Origin of the sequence: Vibrio sp. Hal054 (genome assembly GCF_037162405.1) — a bacterium.
GTDB lineage: Bacteria > Pseudomonadota > Gammaproteobacteria > Enterobacterales > Vibrionaceae > Vibrio > Vibrio diazotrophicus.
In genome coordinates this window covers 931,829-949,729 of record NZ_JARLUT010000001.1, presented here as the reverse complement: position 1 = coordinate 949,729, position 17,901 = coordinate 931,829, and the positions used below count along the sequence as shown (strand labels likewise).

Sequence of the window (17,901 nt, the reverse complement as noted above, 5' to 3'; positions counted from 1 at the left end):
TTCCTGAGCATCATGAGCCAACATCTCTGTTTGGCTTCATCCTTATTTTGTGCTCGGTAGAACACTTAACTGTAAATATTGAGCATCGATACTCTCAGTGAACTTCACCTAAATATCGAACTAATGAGTGACATCTTTTGTCGATTTGCGCCGAATAAAGGTATCTCTGATTAGCCTCAGGACTAAAAAATTAGACGCGATATACTACCGATCTCAGCTTTAGCTGTCGAGCGAATACCCAGCAAGAAAAAGCCAATGTCCTAAAAAACTCTTTGAGTGCTAAAAAATCCATCAATTAATGGTTCACTCGATGGCACTGAAATGGGGACAATATAGGCTTTTTCAAGAGAATCGAGGGATTTTTTTCCTCAAATAATCAAAAAGAGATCTGGCTCTTGTTTTGTCTCCCATATTCGAGATGTTTTTAAACAGATAATTTGAAGTTCCCATTATCATTAGTGGCGAAGTAAACGAGGAAAGAAAGGTATGACAAGGATGCTGTCTGTGCGCCAACTCTCAGTATTATTTTTGATAATTTATGGTGTCATCGCTGCCATGACAGCTCATCTCGTTTGGCGCTATAGCTATCAATCTCTATTGATAGAACAACAGTCAGAACTTGAACGCTTTTCAAGCCACATCTCAGCCAAACTCGACAAATACGCGCACATACCTCGCCTGCTTTCTAAAGATAAAGAGCTGGTTGACGCACTGAGCCACCCAGAAAACAGTGCACAAATTGACTTAACCAATCGCTATTTGGAACAAGTCAACGAGGTCATTCAGGCAGCTGATACTTACTTGCTTGACGGAATAGGTAATACCATCGCATCCAGCAACTGGAACCTAGACCGCTCCTTTATAGGCCGCAACTTTGCGTGGCGCCCCTACTTCTACGACGCTATTTCCGGTCAAAAAAGTCAGTACTTCGCTCTCGGCTCTACCTCCGGTCAGCGCGGTTACTACTATGCCTATCCCGTCATTTATGCCGCAGAAGTGATTGGCGTCGTGGTGGTAAAAATGGATCTTTCATCCATTGAGGACAACTGGCAAAGCAAGAACAGCTACTTCGTTGCAACAGACGATAACAATATTGTTTTCATGTCCAGCAGACCAGACTGGCTGTTTCACAGCGTCTCCGAGCTGAGCGAAGAGTCGCGACAAAAAATACAGGAGACCCGCCAGTACCTAGACAGTGCGATTCCCTCCCTGGGTTTTTATGGTGATGTGAATCTTGCAGAAACCGAGTGGATAAAGCCTAAGCAAGGTTGGATTAAAGACGACTATATTGTCTCAACCAACAAGCTCGATAATCTCGCGCTCAACATTCACGTCTTATCGCCCAAAGTAAACGTGTTCTGGGATACCTTTGGCTTCCTAATCATTCTTACTATGATTTTCGCCATCATCTATCTCGCCTTTTTGCTGTTGCATCACAGACAAGTCCGCCAACGCCAGATAGAACGACTACAAGCAGAAGCCAAACAAAAGCTTGAGTTTTTGGTGATGGAACGAACTTCGAAACTTCATGTCGAGATTGACGAACGGATAAGAGCCGAACAGGCATTAAGACAGACTCAGGAAGAGTTGATCCAAGCCGCTAAGTTGGCGGTACTCGGACAGATGTCTGCCAGCATCAGTCATGAGCTGAACAATCCACTCGCTGCTATTCGAAGCTTTGCCGATAACGGCAGACGATTTCTTGCCAACGGAAAACCAGAACGGACCGACGAAAATCTAGAACGTATATCCGCTTTAACGGTGCGTATGGCAAAGATAAGTGAACAGCTCAAATCTTTTGCCAGAAAAACAGATACTGGCGATCAGGTAGAAGCGCAACTGCTTCCTCTGATCATCAACGCTAAGGAACTTATGCAGCCTCAGTTTAAATCCCATTATGTAGAGTTTGACATTCAGGCGCCAGAGTCTCCAATTCGATGCAGTATTAACCCAATCCAGCTAGAACAAGTAATCATTAACTTGCTGACTAATGCTATGCAGGCCGTAGATGATCAGGAGATAAAGAAAGTTGTGCTGACGTTAGAAGAACATCAAAACAGCATTTGCATTCATGTTGACGACTCGGGTACTGGGCTCCATTTGAATCAAATGAAAAACCTGTTTGAGCCCTTCTTTACCACCAAGAAAAATGGTTTAGGGTTAGGATTATCTATCTCGCAACAAATTATGCATGGCATGGGTGGCGATCTTACAGCCCACTCATCACCGCTAGGAGGCGCGAGATTCACTATTACGTTAAACAAGCCCCAACAAAGTTCAGAGCAGTAAGTTAAGGAAGTTGTATGTGCGATGTATTTTTTATTGATGACGAAAACGACATTCGAATCGCCATTGAGCAAAGCTTTGAACTGGCAGACATCGATGCGCGTTTTTTCTCTAGTGCTGAAGACGCATTATTAGCCATTAAGCAGGACAAACTGCCTATGGTGGTCGTCACGGATATCTGCTTGCCCGGCTTAAGCGGACAAAATCTGCTGTCATCGATTCACCATCAGGATAGCGATGTCCCTGTCATTCTCATTACAGGCCATGGTGATATCTCTATGGCGGTACAGGCGATGCATGACGGAGCGTATGACTTTATCGAAAAACCTTTTGCTCCGGAAAGATTGATAGAGACAGTAAATCGCGCGATTGAACGCAGAAAACTAACGCTGGAAAACCAACAGTTAAAACGGAGCCTAAAAGCCAGCCAGACACTTGGCCCTCGGATTATCGGTGAAACCAACAGTATCATCGCATTAAGAGAAACCATTACTCACGTTGCCGACACCAACGCTGACATTCTGCTATTTGGTGAAACAGGCACAGGTAAAGAACTTGTCGCCCGCTCTCTTCACGAACAAAGCTCAAGACGTGAGAAAAACTTTGTTGCTGTTAACTGCGGAGCGGTACCAGAAAATCTTATCGAAAGTGAACTCTACGGACACGAAAAAGGCGCATTTACCGGTGCAGATGCAAAACGCATTGGTAAGTTTGAACATGCCCAAGGTGGTACGCTGTTTCTTGATGAAATTGAATCGATGCCGATGCAGGCTCAAATTCGATTGCTACGCGTACTGCAAGAACGCGTGATTGAGAGAGTCGGATCCAATGAACTGATTCCGTTGGATATTCGAGTGATTGCTGCTACCAAAGTGGATCTAAAAAAAGCGGCTCAAGAAGGGACTTTCCGTCAGGATCTTTATTACCGACTCAACATTGTCACGCTGGATATTCCGCCGCTTCGCGAGCGTCGCGAAGACATCCCTGCCCTATTTCACCACTTCCTGCTTGTGGCAGCAGCACGTTATGGTAAAGCAGCGACCGCTCTGCCTCAGAGTGCACTACAAGCGCTGCTCAGTCACGACTGGCCGGGTAATGTGAGAGAACTGCGCAACGCTGCGGAACGTTACGTTTTACTGGGCAAACTTTCAGAACTTGGTGAACAGAGCAAAAATGCAAAAGTGCTGACCAGTCTCGCCGATCAGGTTGCTGAGTATGAAAAGTCTCTTATCGAACAAACACTGATAGAGTGCTCAGGCAGTATTAAAGACACCATGGAACTGCTAAAAATTCCAAGAAAAACACTTTACGATAAAATGCAGAAATATCAGATAAATAAAGACACTTACAAAGAGTAAAAACCACTTTCATGAAAGTGGTTTAGAGACACAAAAGAAACGCCCAGCAATGCTGGGCGTTTTGTTATGTTGACTAGAATATCCTTCTCTATCGGGTAATGATTTCCGGTCCCATGAGTAAGGTTGGTAGCCATGTCGATACGATTGGCACATAAGTAACTATGATTAGGAACAGGAACATGATCGCTACCCAAGGCATAGCGGCTTTCACCACATGCATCATGGACATCTTGGCGACCCCTGCGGTTACAAAGAGATTGAGCCCGACAGGCGGTGTTATCATGCCTATCTCCATGTTCACCACCATCATGATACCTAAGTGAATAGGGTCAATTCCTAACTCGATTGCAATTGGGAAAACCAGCGGAGCAACGATGATTAGCAGACCTGATGGTTCCATAAATTGCCCACCGATCAACAACAATACGTTCACTACAATTAGGAAGGTGATTGGTCCCAATCCAGCAGAAAGCATGGATTCTGTAATCATCTGTGGTACGCGTTCTTCCGTCAGAACATGTTTCAAGATCAGCGCGTTAGCGATGATAAATAGCAACATGATCGTCAGTTTACCCGCGTCATAAAGAGTATTTTGCGTATCTTTATGAACAAAAGACTCGAACACTTTGACGACGAAGTTCTTGGTATTATTTTTGTCAGCGAACGGCCCCATATCGCGATAAATAAAGTTTGCGATAAAGAACGAGTAGACAGCTGCAACTGCTGCGGCTTCTGTTGGTGTAAAGATACCACCGTAGATACCACCAAGGATAATCACCACCAGCAACAGACCCCAGCTCGCATCTTTTGCTGCTGCCATCGCTTCTTTCCAACCAACAAAAGGCTGTTTTGGTAAGTTTTTGATACGGGCAGTAATGTAAATCGCAATGATCAACATAAGACCAGCCAATAGTCCCGGAATTACACCACCAAGGAACATACGGCCAACAGAAACGTTAGTCGCCGCTGAATACACAACCATTACGATTGAAGGCGGAATCAGAATCCCCAAGGTGCCCGCGTTACAAATCACACCCGCTGCAAACTCTTTGCTGTAACCATTTTTCACCATACCGGCAATAACAATACTACCGATAGCAACAACCGTAGCTGGTGATGATCCAGAAAGCGCCGCAAACATCATACAAGCGACAACCGAAGCCACCGCTAAACCACCGCGGAACCAACCTACCATCGCGATAGCAAAACGAATAATACGTTTCGCTACACCGCCAGTAGACATAAAGCTGGAAGCCAAAATAAAGAATGGGATAGCTAAAAGGGTGTAGTGGCCTTCAAACGCATTGAATAGGGTTTGTGCAACCGAAGCAAGTGAAGCCTCTGAGTGCCACATTAAGAACAGAATACTCGACAGACCAAGCGATACAGCAATTGGAACGCCAATCAGCATGAAGCCAATTACTAGTATGAATAACAACAAAATAGCCATGGCTTACTGCTCCTTAGTCTTATTTTTGACGCCCATAACATCTTCCACGTCAGCCAATTCCGCTTTTAATGCATCAAGGTCTTCTTCGGCTTCATGACCCGCAATCATTCGGTCTAACTTGCCAGTTAGAATTTGATACGCGATTTGTAAAAAACGGAAAGTGAGCATAGCCATACCTACTGGTAATGCCATGTAAGGAATAAATCGAGGCAATTTCTCGTAACGCTCACCTTCGTTCAGCCAATCCGCTAGAAATTGCAGCATTTCCGGCATCGGAATATCGTCGGTTTCATACCAAGCTCGTTCAGTCGCAAATGGGTACCAGTAATTCCACGAACCGATCAGCAATAAAATTGAGAAAGCGAGACAGCAGCTAATAGCGATCAAAGCGTAAATTTTTCGGCCTGCAGGCGGTGCCAAATTGATCAACACATCAACACCAATGTGAAAGTGCTTTTTCACTCCATAGGAAGCTCCGACGAGCACCATCCATGCAAACATAAATACGGTGAGTTCTAACGCCCAGAGAATGTTGCCGTTAAACAGATAGCGCATCACTACGTTGGCAAAAGTGAGTAGCGTCATTGCACCTAAGAAGAAGGCGATCAATGTCTCTTCCGCTTTGTCAGTAAAACGACCGACTTTGGCAAAAAATGACTGTTCCATAAGATACTAAGCTCTTGTTGTAATCGTTATTTTGTAAAAGCCCCTACCCGTAAAGAGCAGGGGCAAACTTCATTACTTCTGGTTAGAAGCCAAAGCAGCATCAATCAGATCGCTACCGATATCTTTTTCAAACTTCTTCCAAACAGGTTTCAAAGCATCAACCCATTGTTGGCGTTGTTCTGGTGATAGCTGACGAACAACACCGCCCGCTTCAATGATGTATTGCTTGTTCTGTTCTTCTACTTTGTTCGATTCCGAATTACGAGCAACCGTTACTTCGTTAAGAATGGTTGCTAGCTGATCACGGATGTCTGCTGGTAGACCGTCCCACCATTTCGATGAAGTCACCACTAGGTAATCAAGGATGCCGTGGTTGGTTTCAGTAATACCATCTTGAACTTCGAAGAATTTCTGACCATAAGTGTTTGACCAAGTGTTTTCCTGACCATCGATAACTTTGGTTTGTAGGCCACCGTACACTTCAGCAAATGACATCTTTTGAGGGTTGGCACCCAACTGTTCAAACTGTGCAACTAACACGTCAGACGCCTGAACACGGAACTTAAGACCTTTAGCATCTTCTGGAACAATAATGGGTTTGTTCGCAGAGATTTGCTTCATACCGTTGTGCCAAAATTCTAGACCTTTCACGCCACGACGAGTCATTGCATTCTTTAGCTGTACACCAGATTCTGAGTTTTGGAAGCGGTCTACTGCGTCTACGTCTTCAAAAAGGAAAGGTAAGTCGAAAAGGCGGAACTTTTTGGTAAATTTTTCAAATTTAGACAGAGACGGAGCGGCTAACTGAACGTCGCCGTTCAACAATGCTTCTAACACTTTGTCATCATCGTAAAGCGTTGAGTTAGGGAAAACTTGCATACAAGCTTTGCCATTCATCTCTTCGTTAACACGCTTTTCAAGTAATGAAGCGGCAATGCCTTTAGGGTGTTTATCTGTGTTGGTTACATGGCTGAATTTAATCACCATTTCACCTGGGTCACAGTTTGCAGCAGCATTGAAGCTTGTAACAGCTAGGATAGAGGCAGTCAGTAGGGTAAGAGGCTTTAACATTATTATTCTCCTTGGTTTATATCATCAGCTAACTCATCAATGAGCGCTGCATGAACTCTATAGAGCAAAGAGCAAGCCAAGTTGAAACAATTAATTAACATTCATTTAAAAACAATTAGTTACACTTAGTTTCTAAATGTCATATCGATAAGACGGGTAATGAAGAATGTCGAAATGGGTGGAAAATGACACATTAATAATTAACGTTTGTGTCATTTCCCGCCTATTGAAAGAGAAGCTGCGCAGCTGAGTTCGCCCCTAGTAACAGCGATAAAGCTACATTGAGGATTTCACCACCTTAACAAGACGTTGCACCGCCTGTTCTGGTGTTTCATCTGAATCGTTAAAGAAGTTTGTGATCACATCAAACATTGCACTTTGAACATAGCTGGTGGTCGACATCCCATGAGCCATACTTGGCACCAAATCACCTGTTTTCGCCGATGATTTAAACTCTTGCATTGAATCGAGTGCACACTGGTCAAAGTGAGACATATCCATATCGACCCGCACAGGTATCGAACCTTTATTCAAGTTGAATACTTCCTGAAACTTTGGATTAAGTATCGTGGACGCTAATGCTTTTTGCGCTTCAAAATTCTCCTCATCGTGAAGTTCAAAGAACGCAAAACTGTCGACGTTATAAGTGAATTTACCAGACGTCCCCAGAGCAGGTGCACAGATATAATCTTTTCCAGGTATCTTACCAGCCGCAGAGAATTCACCTTTTGCCCAGTCACCCATGATCTGCATTCCTGCCTCGCCTTTAATCACCATCGAGGTCGCTTCAAGCCAGTTTCTTCCGGGCGCATCATCATCAACATAACTGAGGACTCGTTTAAACTGAGTAAAAGCCTCGACCATTTTGTCACTGCCTAGAATCTCCATATCCAGATCGACAAACGCTTTTATATAGTCTTCTGAACCCAGCACGTCTAAAGCAATAACTTCAAACAGGGTTGCATTCTGCCAAGGCTGACCACCATGAGCCAAAGGAATCACCCCTATCGCTTTAATTTTATCTGCGGTAACAAAGAACTCGTCTAATGTGGTCGGCACACTCGCACCAGCTTTCTTCAGAACCTCAGCATTCGCCCAAAGCCAGTTGATTCGGTGAACATTCACGGGTACTGCGACATACTGCCCGTCATACTTCATCACATTACTGATGATGTTGGGGATAACGTTATCCCAGTTCTCTTTGTCCGAGACTTGATTTAGGCTGGTTAAAAAACCGAGTCTAGCCCATTCCTGAATATCGAGCCCTTTGATATTCGCAGCTGAAGGTGGATTACCCGAGACAGCACGAGTCTTGAGAACTCTCATTGCGCTTTCGCCACCACCGCCTTCCACACCGAAATCAATCCATGAGTATCCTTGTTGCTCCAACATAGTTTTCAATACAGAAATAGCATTGGCTTCACCACCGGCGGTCCACCAGTGAAGCACTTCTACCTCACCGGCAAACGTCGGTGTAGCAGCAGAAAGCAGTGAAGCGGCAAGAAGAGTTTTGGTTATTTTCATTGTTTTTCCTTGTGAGTAAGGAATTTACACTTCGAGTGTTGGCGGGATAAACAGTTTAACGCGCAAACCACCACTCAACAGATTCTCTATGACCATATCGCCGCCATGTCCACGAAGAATGCTGCGACTGATCCCTAAACCAAGCCCATGCCCTTCATCATCGTTGGCAATGCGGAAGTAAGGTTCAAAAACGGTTTCCAGTTTATCTTTAGGGATACCCGGCCCCCGGTCTTCAATGCAGATGGTGATCCAGTCTTCTGTCTCTTCAATGCTCACCCAAACTTCATAACCGTACTTAACGCCGTTGTTAATCAGATTGGTAAGTGCCCGCTTCATCGCTAACGGTTTTGCGACAATAGGTTCAATGGCAATTGGCTTAAAGTGGACAGTTTGAGTCGTTAGATTGTGCCCTTCTGCAATCGACAGAATCAGCTCGTTGAGATCGATAAAGTCGTTGTTTTCGTGCAAGTCGGTGTCACGAACACACTGCAATGCGCCTTTAACCATCATTTCAAGTTCATCTAAATCACGGTTAAATTTCTCGCGCTTAACGTCATCTTCAAGCAGTTCAGCTCGCAGTCTCAAACGGGTAATGGGCGTTTTCAAATCGTGTGAAATCGCGGAAAAGAGATTTTCCCTGTCCGATACATAGCGACGAATGCGCTGTTGCATGAGATTAAATGCTCGGGTAGCGGTAATTAATTCACTGGCACCTTCTTCATTCAAAGGGCGCTGTTCGATACCCATACTCATATCATTGGCAGCACGGGCTAAGTTTTTTAAAGGTCTAACTTGCCTGCGCATTAACAGGTAAGTAAGCACTAGCAAAATGGAGGTCGAAAAGAACAAATAGATAATCTGCTCTTTGCCTATGATGGTGTCATCCAAAGTGATATATGGTGAAGGCAGCAAGGCTGCTATATATATCCACTCTTTTTCATCCAGTTCAATCTGCACCACCATCACCGGAGGGTTCAAAGGTTCCAAAGTGAGCGTGTGATGAACCCATGACTTGGGTAAATCATTCATGAAAATGCTGTTCTTAAGTAAACGTAGTCTTTCAGGACGAGAGAAATCCACCAGCACCTGACCGACATTGTTCAGTTTGTCATTCAAGACCTCTTTCACCGCCTTCACCGATGCCTTTTTCAGGCTCGTTTCTTCTATCGGCTCAACGATTAAGCTTTCCTTGTTCAAGGAAACAAAGAAACGTGTACCGCCCATATTTCGGATTTGATCCAAAATAATATGACGATAACGAACAGGAAGAGACTGGAAAAACGTCACGGTCGAGGCGAACATACCCGCCATACTGGCTGATGCCGAATGAATACCTTCCAGTTCTTTGGCCTTTGATTGGCTATACCAGACTGAAGTGGCAATACCCTGAGCGATAACCACCGCCAGCAGCGTCAACATTAAAGTACGAGCCACTAACGAGTTGGGCTTAAATCTTTTCCAAAAACGTGGAGCTGACATAGAGATTAATGCTCATATTGAACAGGAGTGGCTAACTTATAACCATTGCCACGCATGGTTTTGATGTAGTTAGGAAACTGTTCACTGCTACCCAGACGCTGTCTTAAACGACTCAATTGAACATCGATACCGCGCTCATAAGGCAAGGCTTCGCGCCCACGGGTTGCAATAGAAATGGTGTCCCTGTCGATCACTTCGTTCGGATTGGTCAAAAACAGCATCAGCAATGCGAAGTCACTACCAGACAGGTCATGCTCTTCCCGAGTATTAGCATGCACAATACGATGAGAAGTGGTATCTAAACGCCAATCACCAAACACCACGTGTTTCGGCAAAACTTCTTCGCCTTTCTCTTCGTTGGCATTGAAACGTCTCAGTACCGCTTTGATACGAGCCACCAATTGTCTTGGACTAAACGGCTTAGCGATATAATCGTCCGCACCGATTTCCAGACCGATAATTTGGTCGGTTTCATCCGATACCGCAGTCAACATAATGATAGGGACATTAGAATCACGGCGAATATGTTGGCAAATATCGAAACCATCATCCCCCGGCAACATCACGTCCAGCAAGATAAGGTCTGGATACCCTTTGTCATCTAAGTAAGCCTGAAGTTCTACACCATCACCGACAGCGGCGACATTGAATCCGGACTTACTGAGATACTCATCCAGCAGCTCACATATTTCTTTATCATCATCAACGACGAGGATGCGAGTATCTTCCAGCATGTTTCTTCCATATTCCGTATGTAACAAATAGTGAATAGATTTTATAACCGTAGCGCTTTCTTTATTACGCTTATTTCACTAAAACTTGAATTCTTCATGGATAAAGATCACATTATTCAGTCAAATTATTGTAAACGTTCTCATGAAGAGCAGCTGATCTCCAAAGTTTTACCCCATTCTGGCGGTAACTTGGCATAGTGTTCGTTGTGTGGCTGCTCATCAAATGGCTTTTTCAGTAGTTCGGCTAAGCGCTCTAACTCTGAAAAATCCCCTTCTTCGGCTCTATCTATCGCGATCTGCGCCAAATAGTTCCTTAAAATGTATTTGGGATTTACCTGACGCATTTTCTCACAGCGTTGGGCCGTGCTCACAGGTTCACCTTCACTATTTAACTCGCGCTCACAGCGAGCGATATACGAGTCAAGCCACTGAGTGGCTTGCTCGCGATCGAGAAACAGGTCAATCACCTCTTGTGGCTTAGCTTTATCCAACATAGAGATCTGGCGGAAGAATCGGGTGTAGTCGACTTTGTTGGCAGCCAAAAGCTCAAACATGGTATCGAAAATGGCGCCATCTTCAGGTAAACGCGTGAACAAGCCAAGTTTTTTACGCATCATTTCACTAAAGTAACCATTGAGCTGAACTTCGTATTGGTTCAAAGCCTGTTCTAGATCTTCTCTCTCAATTAACGCCGATAAAGAATGTGCCAGAGCCGATAAATTCCATAACGCAATTCTAGGTTGCTGATCGAAGGCATAACGCCCCTGATAATCAGAATGGTTACAGATAAATTCAGGCTGATAATCATCCAAAAAGCCAAAAGGGCCGTAATCAAAAGTCTGCCCAAGAATAGACATATTGTCAGTGTTCATGACCCCATGCGCAAAACCCACTGCTTGCCACTGCGCAATCATCAGTGCTGTTTTATCAACGATTTGATTGAACATCATGGCGTACGGATTTTCCTGTCCGGCACATTCAGGGAAATACCACTCAATCACTTTGTCAGCGAGGAGTTTTTGCTGATCTAACTGATTGGTATAAAAGAAATGCTCGAAATGGCCGAAACGAATATGAGTGTCAGCCATACGAATCAACAACGCGCCGTACTCTTGTTTTTCACGATAAACCGGTGTGTCACTGGTCATTAGACCGAGCGCTCTGGTGGTTGCAATTCCCAGCCCAGCCATCGCTTCACTGCACAGATATTCGCGCACCGATGAACGCAATACAGCACGCCCATCGCCCATTCGCGAATAAGGTGTTAAGCCCGCTCCTTTAACATGAATATCAGCCACTTGGCCACTTTTCGACGCAACTTCTGCCAATAACAATCCACGTCCATCACCCAAATCAGGGTTGTAAACGCCAAACTGATGACCAGCATACTTCATCGCCAGCGGAGCAAACTGCTTTGGTACAGCCTGCCCTGAAAAAGCCTGTAAGAGTTCGTCAGTCGGTTTGTCAGGAAAACCATAGTGTTTGGCTAGATCGCTATTCCAAGTCACCCATCGAGTGTTACTCAATGGCTGAGGGTCAATAGGTGTGTAAAAAGCTTTAGGTAACTCGCTAAAACGAGTCGTCAATGTGACGATATCCCAGAACGACATAACATTTCTCACAAGGATCGATTGCGCTGATTTATTTGTTCGAACGTTAGCAAATACCTGAGTTAAATACTAGGTTATATAAAACAGAGATAAAAAAGCCCCAACTTTGTTTGGGGCTCTTAGTGTCACTTGCTGATTAACGGTTAAATCAGAGCGAATACGCTTACTACCGCAACTAAGGAAAACACTAGCGTGCGACCAATAACGCCCAAAAGAGTTGGTTGAATCATTTCTACATGCATAATGCTCTCCTCGATAAATATGACAATGTAATGACAATATGATGAAAATTTCGCTAATGAGCAATAACTAGACAGATTAAATTTTTGTTACAACGTAAGTGACACACTGAAATGCGTTTCTAAAAGTAGCGACCTGAACCTAGCAACATAGACAGAGAAACCTTACCTATCGGCAAAGCCTTTACCGCATTAGCCCTTGTATTGAAGCTTTAAATTGTCCAGTATGAAAAAAGGACAGCAATAGAAGGATAAGGATGAATGAGAAATCCAACGCCGCGCCTAACGCTGCGCGTGATTGAAAAAAGCGACTATCCAGAATTAGCAGAGCTAATGGATTTAGTTTTTCATGACGTGGGCGGAGCTTGGCCACGCATGACAATTATGGATTTGATTCACCAGTTTCCGGATGGACAAATTTGTATCGAAGATGACGGCAAAATCATCGGCGCCGCTCTCACAATCAAAGTCGATTACAACCGCTTCTCTCTCCCCCATGTCTATACAGACATAGTCAACGAAAATAATGTTATTCAACACAAAGCCAACGGTGATGCGCTCTACGGACTAGATGTGTTTGTGCATCCTGACTATCGTGGTCTGCGTTTAGGGCGGCGCTTATATGCGGCTCGCAAAGAGCTTTGTCGTAGTACAAATTTGAAAGCGATTCTCGCTGGCGGAAGAATTCCCGGATACGGTGCTTACGCCAATACCATGCCAGTGACCGAGTACATAGAGAAAATCAAACGCCGCGAAATCCACGACCCAATTCTCTCTTTCCAGCTTTCTAATGATTTTGATGTTAAACGTATCATGCGTCATTACCTGCCAGAAGATGACAGCTCACGCGGTTACGCCACCTTGTTGGAATGGGACAACTTCTTTTATGAAGACGATATTATCTCCATTCACGACATTGAAAAAACGCTGGTCAGAATCGGTATTGTCCAGTGGCAAATGCGCGCAGTAACCAGCGTGGAAGACTTAATGGATCAAGCAGAATTCTTTGTTGATTCTCTTTCCAACTACAAAGCCGATTTCGCCCTCTTCCCTGAATTTTTCAACGCCCCATTAATGGGACTTAAAAACGATCAAAATACGGTAGAGGCCATTCGTTTTCTTGCGTCATTCAGTGAAGAAATTAAACTGCGTTTTTCTGAGTTGGCCGTTACTTACAACATCAACATCATTGCGGGCAGTATGCCTGTGTTGGAAGATGGCATTCTCTACAACGTTGCTTATTTGCTTCATCGTGACGGTACCATTGATGAACAGAGTAAAATCCACATCACTCCGCATGAAAAACGAGATTGGGTTATCGACGGTGGTGACAAAGTACAGGTGTTTGAAACTGACGCAGGACGTGTCGGCATTCTGATTTGTTACGACAGCGAATTCCCGGAGCTGGGCAGAATGATGGCAGAACAGGATGTACAAATCATCTTTGTTCCTTTCTGGACTGATACTAAAAACGGCTATCAGCGGGTTCGCCTGTGCTCACAAGCTAGAGCTATTGAGAATGAGTGCTACGTGGCCATTGGTGGTAGTGTCGGTAACTTACCACGCGTGGATAACGTCGATATTCAATACGCACAATCTGCAGTATTTTCTCCATCTGACGTCTATTTCCCGCACGATGCGACTATCACTGAAGCCAGCCCCAATACCGAGATGATCATCTTTGCTGATGTCGATTTAGATAAGCTCAAGCAACTGAATACCGAAGGTTCGGTAACTAATCTTCGCCATCGCAGAATGGATCTCTACGGCGGATTCACACAACCTAAGTCCTAGTCAGTGAATACTGCTCATTAGAACTTCGAAGCGCACAGTAACTACTGTGCGTTTTTGTTTGAATCTCAATTTAAGCCTAATTTTTCTGCGAACCACATCAAACAAATATTGATCGTCATACGCTCTACGCTTATTGTTATTCTCCTACTTTCAAGATATGGATATCTCTATGAATACCGCGTTGTTAGGAATGTTTATTCCTACTTTTTTCTTCGTTTCTATCACCCCGGGTATGTGTATGACACTTGCACTCACTTTGGGTATGACCATCGGTTACAAGCGTACGCTTTGGATGATGGCAGGAGAATTGGTAGGGGTAGCTGTTGTCGCGGTTTCAGCGGTTGTGGGTATTGCAGCGGTCATGCTTACCTACCCTTGGCTATTCACCGTCTTCAAATCTATCGGTGCTTGCTATCTTTTTTACCTCGGCGTGCAAATGTGGCTTTCAAGAGGCAAACTTGCATTAAATGTTGATAGTGAAGAATCATATAAAGGCAGCAACTGGGAGTTGACAGCTCAAGGTTTTATTACCGCTATTGCTAACCCTAAGGGGTGGGCTTTTATGATCTCTTTGTTACCACCATTCATCGACCAATCCATCAGCCTGACACCACAACTTATTTTTCTGGTATCCATTATTCTTGTGTCCGAGTTTGTGTGTATGACGCTTTACGCAACTGGCGGTAAAGGTCTGAAACGCGCACTTGGAAAAACTCAAAACGTGAAACTTATGAACCGTATTTCGGGAACGCTAATGATGGGTGTCGGTATATGGCTATTTTTGAGTTAGGTCGTATAAATACGGGCGTCAGAAAACTTTCTGAATCGCGAGCGGTGATCGTGTTTTTCTTCCTGCTGCCACCGCTTTTCTGGGCGGGCAATTTTATTGTCGGTCGTGCGGTTCGCGATGAAATTCCGCCAGTAACCCTTTCATTCAGCCGTTGGGTTCTGGCAAGCATCTTATTGCTGCCTTTTTCTTATAAGTACATTTTTAAGGAATGGAGGCTCTATATTGAGCAGTGGCGTTTAACACTGCTCACCTCGATTACAGGCTTTGCCGCGTTTAACTCATTTATCTATCTTGGTTTGCAATCCACACCCGCAACCAACGGCACTTTACTGAACGCCTTTATTCCTATTCTGATCAGCATCTTTGGTGCTCTGTTTTTTGGCCTCGCGATAACTTGGCGGCTGTGTCTGGGGATTACTCTTTCCCTATGCGGCATACTGACGATCGTTAGTGCTGGCGACTGGAACAACCTTCTCGCACTCAACATCAACCATGGTGATTTTATTATTTTCTTAGCCATGGTTTGTTGGGCGATATACACCATCGGCCTTAAACAATTGCCCCCGAGTATCAATCGACTCGGTTTGATGTCAGTGCAAATGATATTGGCGATACTGGCTCTGTTGCCGTTTTATTTATGGGAAGTGTATTCAGGTCAATATCCGGTTTGGAACGCACACTCCATTATGAGCTTGCTCTATATCGGCATTTTCCCTTCTATAGGTGCCTTCTTGCTTTATATGCAATGCGTGAAACTGCTTGGTCCAGCGAAAGCCAGCCTTTCCGTTCACTTGATCCCAGTGTTTGGCGCTATGCTCTCTGCCATATTTCTCGGAGAGTTTGTTCAGATTTATCACCTTTGGGGAATAATATTGATTTTCCTTGGAGTTATTCTTAGCTAGAAAAAGAGCCAGCGAATCACTCCGCTGGCTCTTTATTACACAACAATAATGAACTTAAGAAGCGTGATAAGTCTCTTCGCTTAGTTCACCTTCACTCTTCGCCACCAGTACAGCAACCATCATGTCACCGCAGATATTGATTGTCGTACGCGCCATATCAAGAATACGGTCAATACCTGCAACAATCGCTAAACCTTCAATTGGCAGGCCAACAGTGCTCAACACTAGAGACAGCATTATGAGGCCAGCACCTGGAACACCCGCGGTACCAATAGAGGCTAAAGTCGCCGTTAGGATAATGGTTAAGTAGTCTGATGTTTCAAGATCAATGCCAAACGCTTGTGCAATAAATAGAGCACAAACGCCTTGGTACAAAGCAGTACCATCCATATTGATAGTTGCACCCAGAGGAAGCACGAAGCTTGATACGCCTTCAGAAACACCCAATTCTTCACGAGATGCTTTGATAGTGGCTGGTAAAGTACCTGAACTACTAGAAGTGGTAAACGCAACGGCTGCTGGATTAGTAATACTGCGCAAGTAGTTGATAGGATTTAAGCGGCCTAAAATACTCAGTAAACCAGAGTAAAAAACGAGAATGTGAATTAACGCGCCAATGTATACCGCCGCAATCACTTTAATCAAAGGCAGAAGTACATCTAAGCCATATGTGCCTGCAACCCAAGCCATCAGGCCAAAAATACCGTAAGGAGCCAGTGTCATCACAATTTCAGTGAGTTTATACATCGCTTCAGCTAGGCTTTCAAAAATTTTGACTGCGGGCTCGCCTTTTTCCCCAACTAAAACTAAAGAAACACCCAGACCAACAGCGAATACAATAATTTGCAAAATATTACCTGCCGCCATTGCGTTCACAGGGTTTTGCGGGATCATCGCCAATAGCGTCTGAACAAGTTCTGGAGCCGCTTTGCCACTGTCTTCTAGGTTCTTTGCAACCATATTTAGACCAGCACCCGGTTCCAATATTGAAGAAAGCCCCATACCGATTGCAATAGCCACTGCCGTTGTACCCATATAAAGAGCGATAGCTTTTACACCAATGCGTCCCATCTTACGAGTGTCCTTCATTGAGGTGATGCCAACAATAAGTGAGCAAAAGACCAGAGGGACAATCAACATTTTAATCGCGTTGATAAAAAGTGTCCCAATAGGTTTCAATATGGCAGCGCTAGGTCCCATGATGGTACCGACCACGAGACCTGCAACCATACCTATCAATATTTTTTTCCACAGTGCTAGACCAGACCAAAACCCTTTGGGTTGCGATTGTACTTGCGTATTCATCTCATTCCTTGTTTCTTAAAAGTGCTAGTGAAAATAAAAAAATCAAAGGCCGGATTACACAACAAAAGAGAAGTGAGGTAAATAGGTATAAATAGCCAAACTCAACGTCATTTTTAGAATGAATGATTACTTAACGAGGACTTGATTTCAGAAAACTACTAACCCTCACTAAACACTCTAATCGTAAAAATAATTTACCAATAAATTTCAAGGAGTTAAATTCAAACACAGAGACTAACGACAAGGTAAGATGACTCAATAAAAACCGTCACGGAATCGATGACGTTTAATAAATAACAGGTCTGACTTCTTATAACATTTAGGCTTGTGACTCTTTACAAACCCACATAGATTCGACTCTCTCCATGAACAACGAAATACAATTGATACTATTCATTGATATTTAAGAAGTTACGACCAACACTTTCGATTGAACACGTTTCAGCACCCACAAGCAGTGAAAAACACTAAAGAACAGCTCACTTGGTTTAGTCGTCATCACAATTGAAAACATCCCTCCCTAAATTTATACGTCAAATCTCTCACGCATTTAAAACAAAGGAGTTCGGTTTCAGTTATAGAGGAAAAGGTAGCACTATAAATATGGTCACTGAGAATAAGACAGATTTAAAAAATCCGTAACTAGCGATAGTCCATTGACACTGAAGGAAAAGAGAGATGAGATATAGACAA

The 17,901-nt window shown here is 44.0% G+C and carries 13 protein-coding genes; 5 read left to right on the top strand and 8 right to left on the bottom strand.

Translation table 11 applies throughout. From position 1 onward, the window contains the following. Positions 1–495 precede the first annotated feature (495 nt). On the top strand, positions 496–2,289 hold the full coding sequence (locus P4S58_RS04375) for a sensor histidine kinase (RefSeq protein ID WP_102968131.1): 1,794 nt from the start codon (positions 496–498) through the stop codon (positions 2,287–2,289). Positions 2,290–2,303: 14 nt separating this feature from the next. Next, positions 2,304–3,644, top strand: coding sequence for a sigma-54-dependent transcriptional regulator (locus tag P4S58_RS04370; protein ID WP_102962708.1), 1,341 nt, complete (start codon positions 2,304–2,306; stop codon positions 3,642–3,644). 88 nt (positions 3,645–3,732) lie between these two features. Here the strand turns inward: P4S58_RS04370 and P4S58_RS04365 are convergent, their stop codons facing one another. The 7 genes from P4S58_RS04365 to P4S58_RS04335 all read right to left on the bottom strand — a co-directional run bounded on the left by P4S58_RS04365 (position 3,733) and on the right by P4S58_RS04335 (position 12,178). Continuing rightward, positions 3,733–5,094, bottom strand: a complete 1,362-nt coding sequence (locus P4S58_RS04365; protein ID WP_042486833.1) for a TRAP transporter large permease — start codon at positions 5,092–5,094, stop codon at positions 3,733–3,735. 3 nt (positions 5,095–5,097) lie between these two features. After that, on the bottom strand, positions 5,098–5,760 hold the full coding sequence (locus tag P4S58_RS04360) for a TRAP transporter small permease (RefSeq protein WP_042486838.1): 663 nt from the start codon (positions 5,758–5,760) through the stop codon (positions 5,098–5,100). 72 nt (positions 5,761–5,832) lie between these two features. After that, on the bottom strand, positions 5,833–6,831 hold the full coding sequence (locus tag P4S58_RS04355) for a DctP family TRAP transporter solute-binding subunit (RefSeq protein ID WP_102962709.1): 999 nt from the start codon (positions 6,829–6,831) through the stop codon (positions 5,833–5,835). Between the two features lie 276 nt (positions 6,832–7,107). After that, the gene (locus P4S58_RS04350; RefSeq protein ID WP_102968130.1) at positions 7,108–8,355 is read right to left on the bottom strand and encodes an ABC transporter substrate-binding protein; all 1,248 of its coding nucleotides are present in this window, start codon (positions 8,353–8,355) and stop codon (positions 7,108–7,110) included. A 24-nt stretch (positions 8,356–8,379) separates the two neighbouring features. Next, positions 8,380–9,834, bottom strand: a complete 1,455-nt coding sequence (locus P4S58_RS04345) for an ATP-binding protein (RefSeq protein WP_102953867.1) — start codon at positions 9,832–9,834, stop codon at positions 8,380–8,382. Positions 9,835–9,839: 5 nt separating this feature from the next. Further along, a complete protein-coding gene (locus P4S58_RS04340) occupies positions 9,840–10,568 on the bottom strand; it encodes a response regulator (RefSeq protein ID WP_102968129.1) in 729 nt (242 codons plus the stop codon). A 140-nt stretch (positions 10,569–10,708) separates the two neighbouring features. Then, positions 10,709–12,178, bottom strand: coding sequence for a protein adenylyltransferase SelO (locus P4S58_RS04335; protein WP_102968128.1), 1,470 nt, complete (start codon positions 12,176–12,178; stop codon positions 10,709–10,711). 500 nt (positions 12,179–12,678) lie between these two features. Here P4S58_RS04335 and P4S58_RS04330 point away from each other — a divergent pair, with 500 nt between their 5' ends. The 3 genes from P4S58_RS04330 to P4S58_RS04320 all read left to right on the top strand — a co-directional run bounded on the left by P4S58_RS04330 (position 12,679) and on the right by P4S58_RS04320 (position 15,903). Continuing rightward, positions 12,679–14,211, top strand: a complete 1,533-nt coding sequence (locus P4S58_RS04330) for a bifunctional GNAT family N-acetyltransferase/carbon-nitrogen hydrolase family protein (RefSeq protein ID WP_102940066.1) — start codon at positions 12,679–12,681, stop codon at positions 14,209–14,211. Positions 14,212–14,380: 169 nt separating this feature from the next. Continuing rightward, entirely contained in the window at positions 14,381–15,001 is a 621-nt protein-coding gene (locus tag P4S58_RS04325; protein WP_042486858.1) for a LysE family translocator, read from the top strand. Further along, a complete protein-coding gene (locus tag P4S58_RS04320; protein ID WP_102968127.1) occupies positions 14,983–15,903 on the top strand; it encodes a DMT family transporter in 921 nt (306 codons plus the stop codon). The genes P4S58_RS04325 and P4S58_RS04320 overlap by 19 nt, the downstream gene beginning before the upstream one ends. Positions 15,904–15,957: 54 nt before the next feature. On the opposite strand, the gene P4S58_RS04315 is transcribed toward P4S58_RS04320, so the two are convergent. Continuing rightward, positions 15,958–17,208: a dicarboxylate/amino acid:cation symporter gene (locus tag P4S58_RS04315; RefSeq protein WP_102968126.1), complete on the bottom strand. Its 1,251-nt coding sequence runs from the start codon at positions 17,206–17,208 to the stop codon at positions 15,958–15,960. Between the last annotated feature and the right edge of the window lie 693 nt (positions 17,209–17,901).

Bases quoted from the DNA above. Each gene is read 5' to 3' on its own strand.
- P4S58_RS04320 (WP_102968127.1), top strand. From the start codon at position 14,983: ATGGCTATTTTTGAGTTAGGTCGTATAAATACGGGCGTCAGAAAACTT.
- P4S58_RS04315 (WP_102968126.1), bottom strand. From the start codon at position 17,208: ATGAATACGCAAGTACAATCGCAACCCAAAGGGTTTTGGTCTGGTCTA.
- P4S58_RS04325 (WP_042486858.1), top strand. From the start codon at position 14,381: ATGAATACCGCGTTGTTAGGAATGTTTATTCCTACTTTTTTCTTCGTT.
- P4S58_RS04360 (WP_042486838.1), bottom strand. From the start codon at position 5,760: ATGGAACAGTCATTTTTTGCCAAAGTCGGTCGTTTTACTGACAAAGCG.
- P4S58_RS04375 (WP_102968131.1), top strand. From the start codon at position 496: ATGCTGTCTGTGCGCCAACTCTCAGTATTATTTTTGATAATTTATGGT.
- P4S58_RS04335 (WP_102968128.1), bottom strand. From the start codon at position 12,178: ATGTCGTTCTGGGATATCGTCACATTGACGACTCGTTTTAGCGAGTTA.
- P4S58_RS04330 (WP_102940066.1), top strand. From the start codon at position 12,679: ATGAGAAATCCAACGCCGCGCCTAACGCTGCGCGTGATTGAAAAAAGC.
- P4S58_RS04350 (WP_102968130.1), bottom strand. From the start codon at position 8,355: ATGAAAATAACCAAAACTCTTCTTGCCGCTTCACTGCTTTCTGCTGCT.
- P4S58_RS04345 (WP_102953867.1), bottom strand. From the start codon at position 9,834: ATGTCAGCTCCACGTTTTTGGAAAAGATTTAAGCCCAACTCGTTAGTG.
- P4S58_RS04365 (WP_042486833.1), bottom strand. From the start codon at position 5,094: ATGGCTATTTTGTTGTTATTCATACTAGTAATTGGCTTCATGCTGATT.
- P4S58_RS04355 (WP_102962709.1), bottom strand. From the start codon at position 6,831: ATGTTAAAGCCTCTTACCCTACTGACTGCCTCTATCCTAGCTGTTACA.
- P4S58_RS04370 (WP_102962708.1), top strand. From the start codon at position 2,304: ATGTGCGATGTATTTTTTATTGATGACGAAAACGACATTCGAATCGCC.
- P4S58_RS04340 (WP_102968129.1), bottom strand. From the start codon at position 10,568: ATGCTGGAAGATACTCGCATCCTCGTCGTTGATGATGATAAAGAAATA.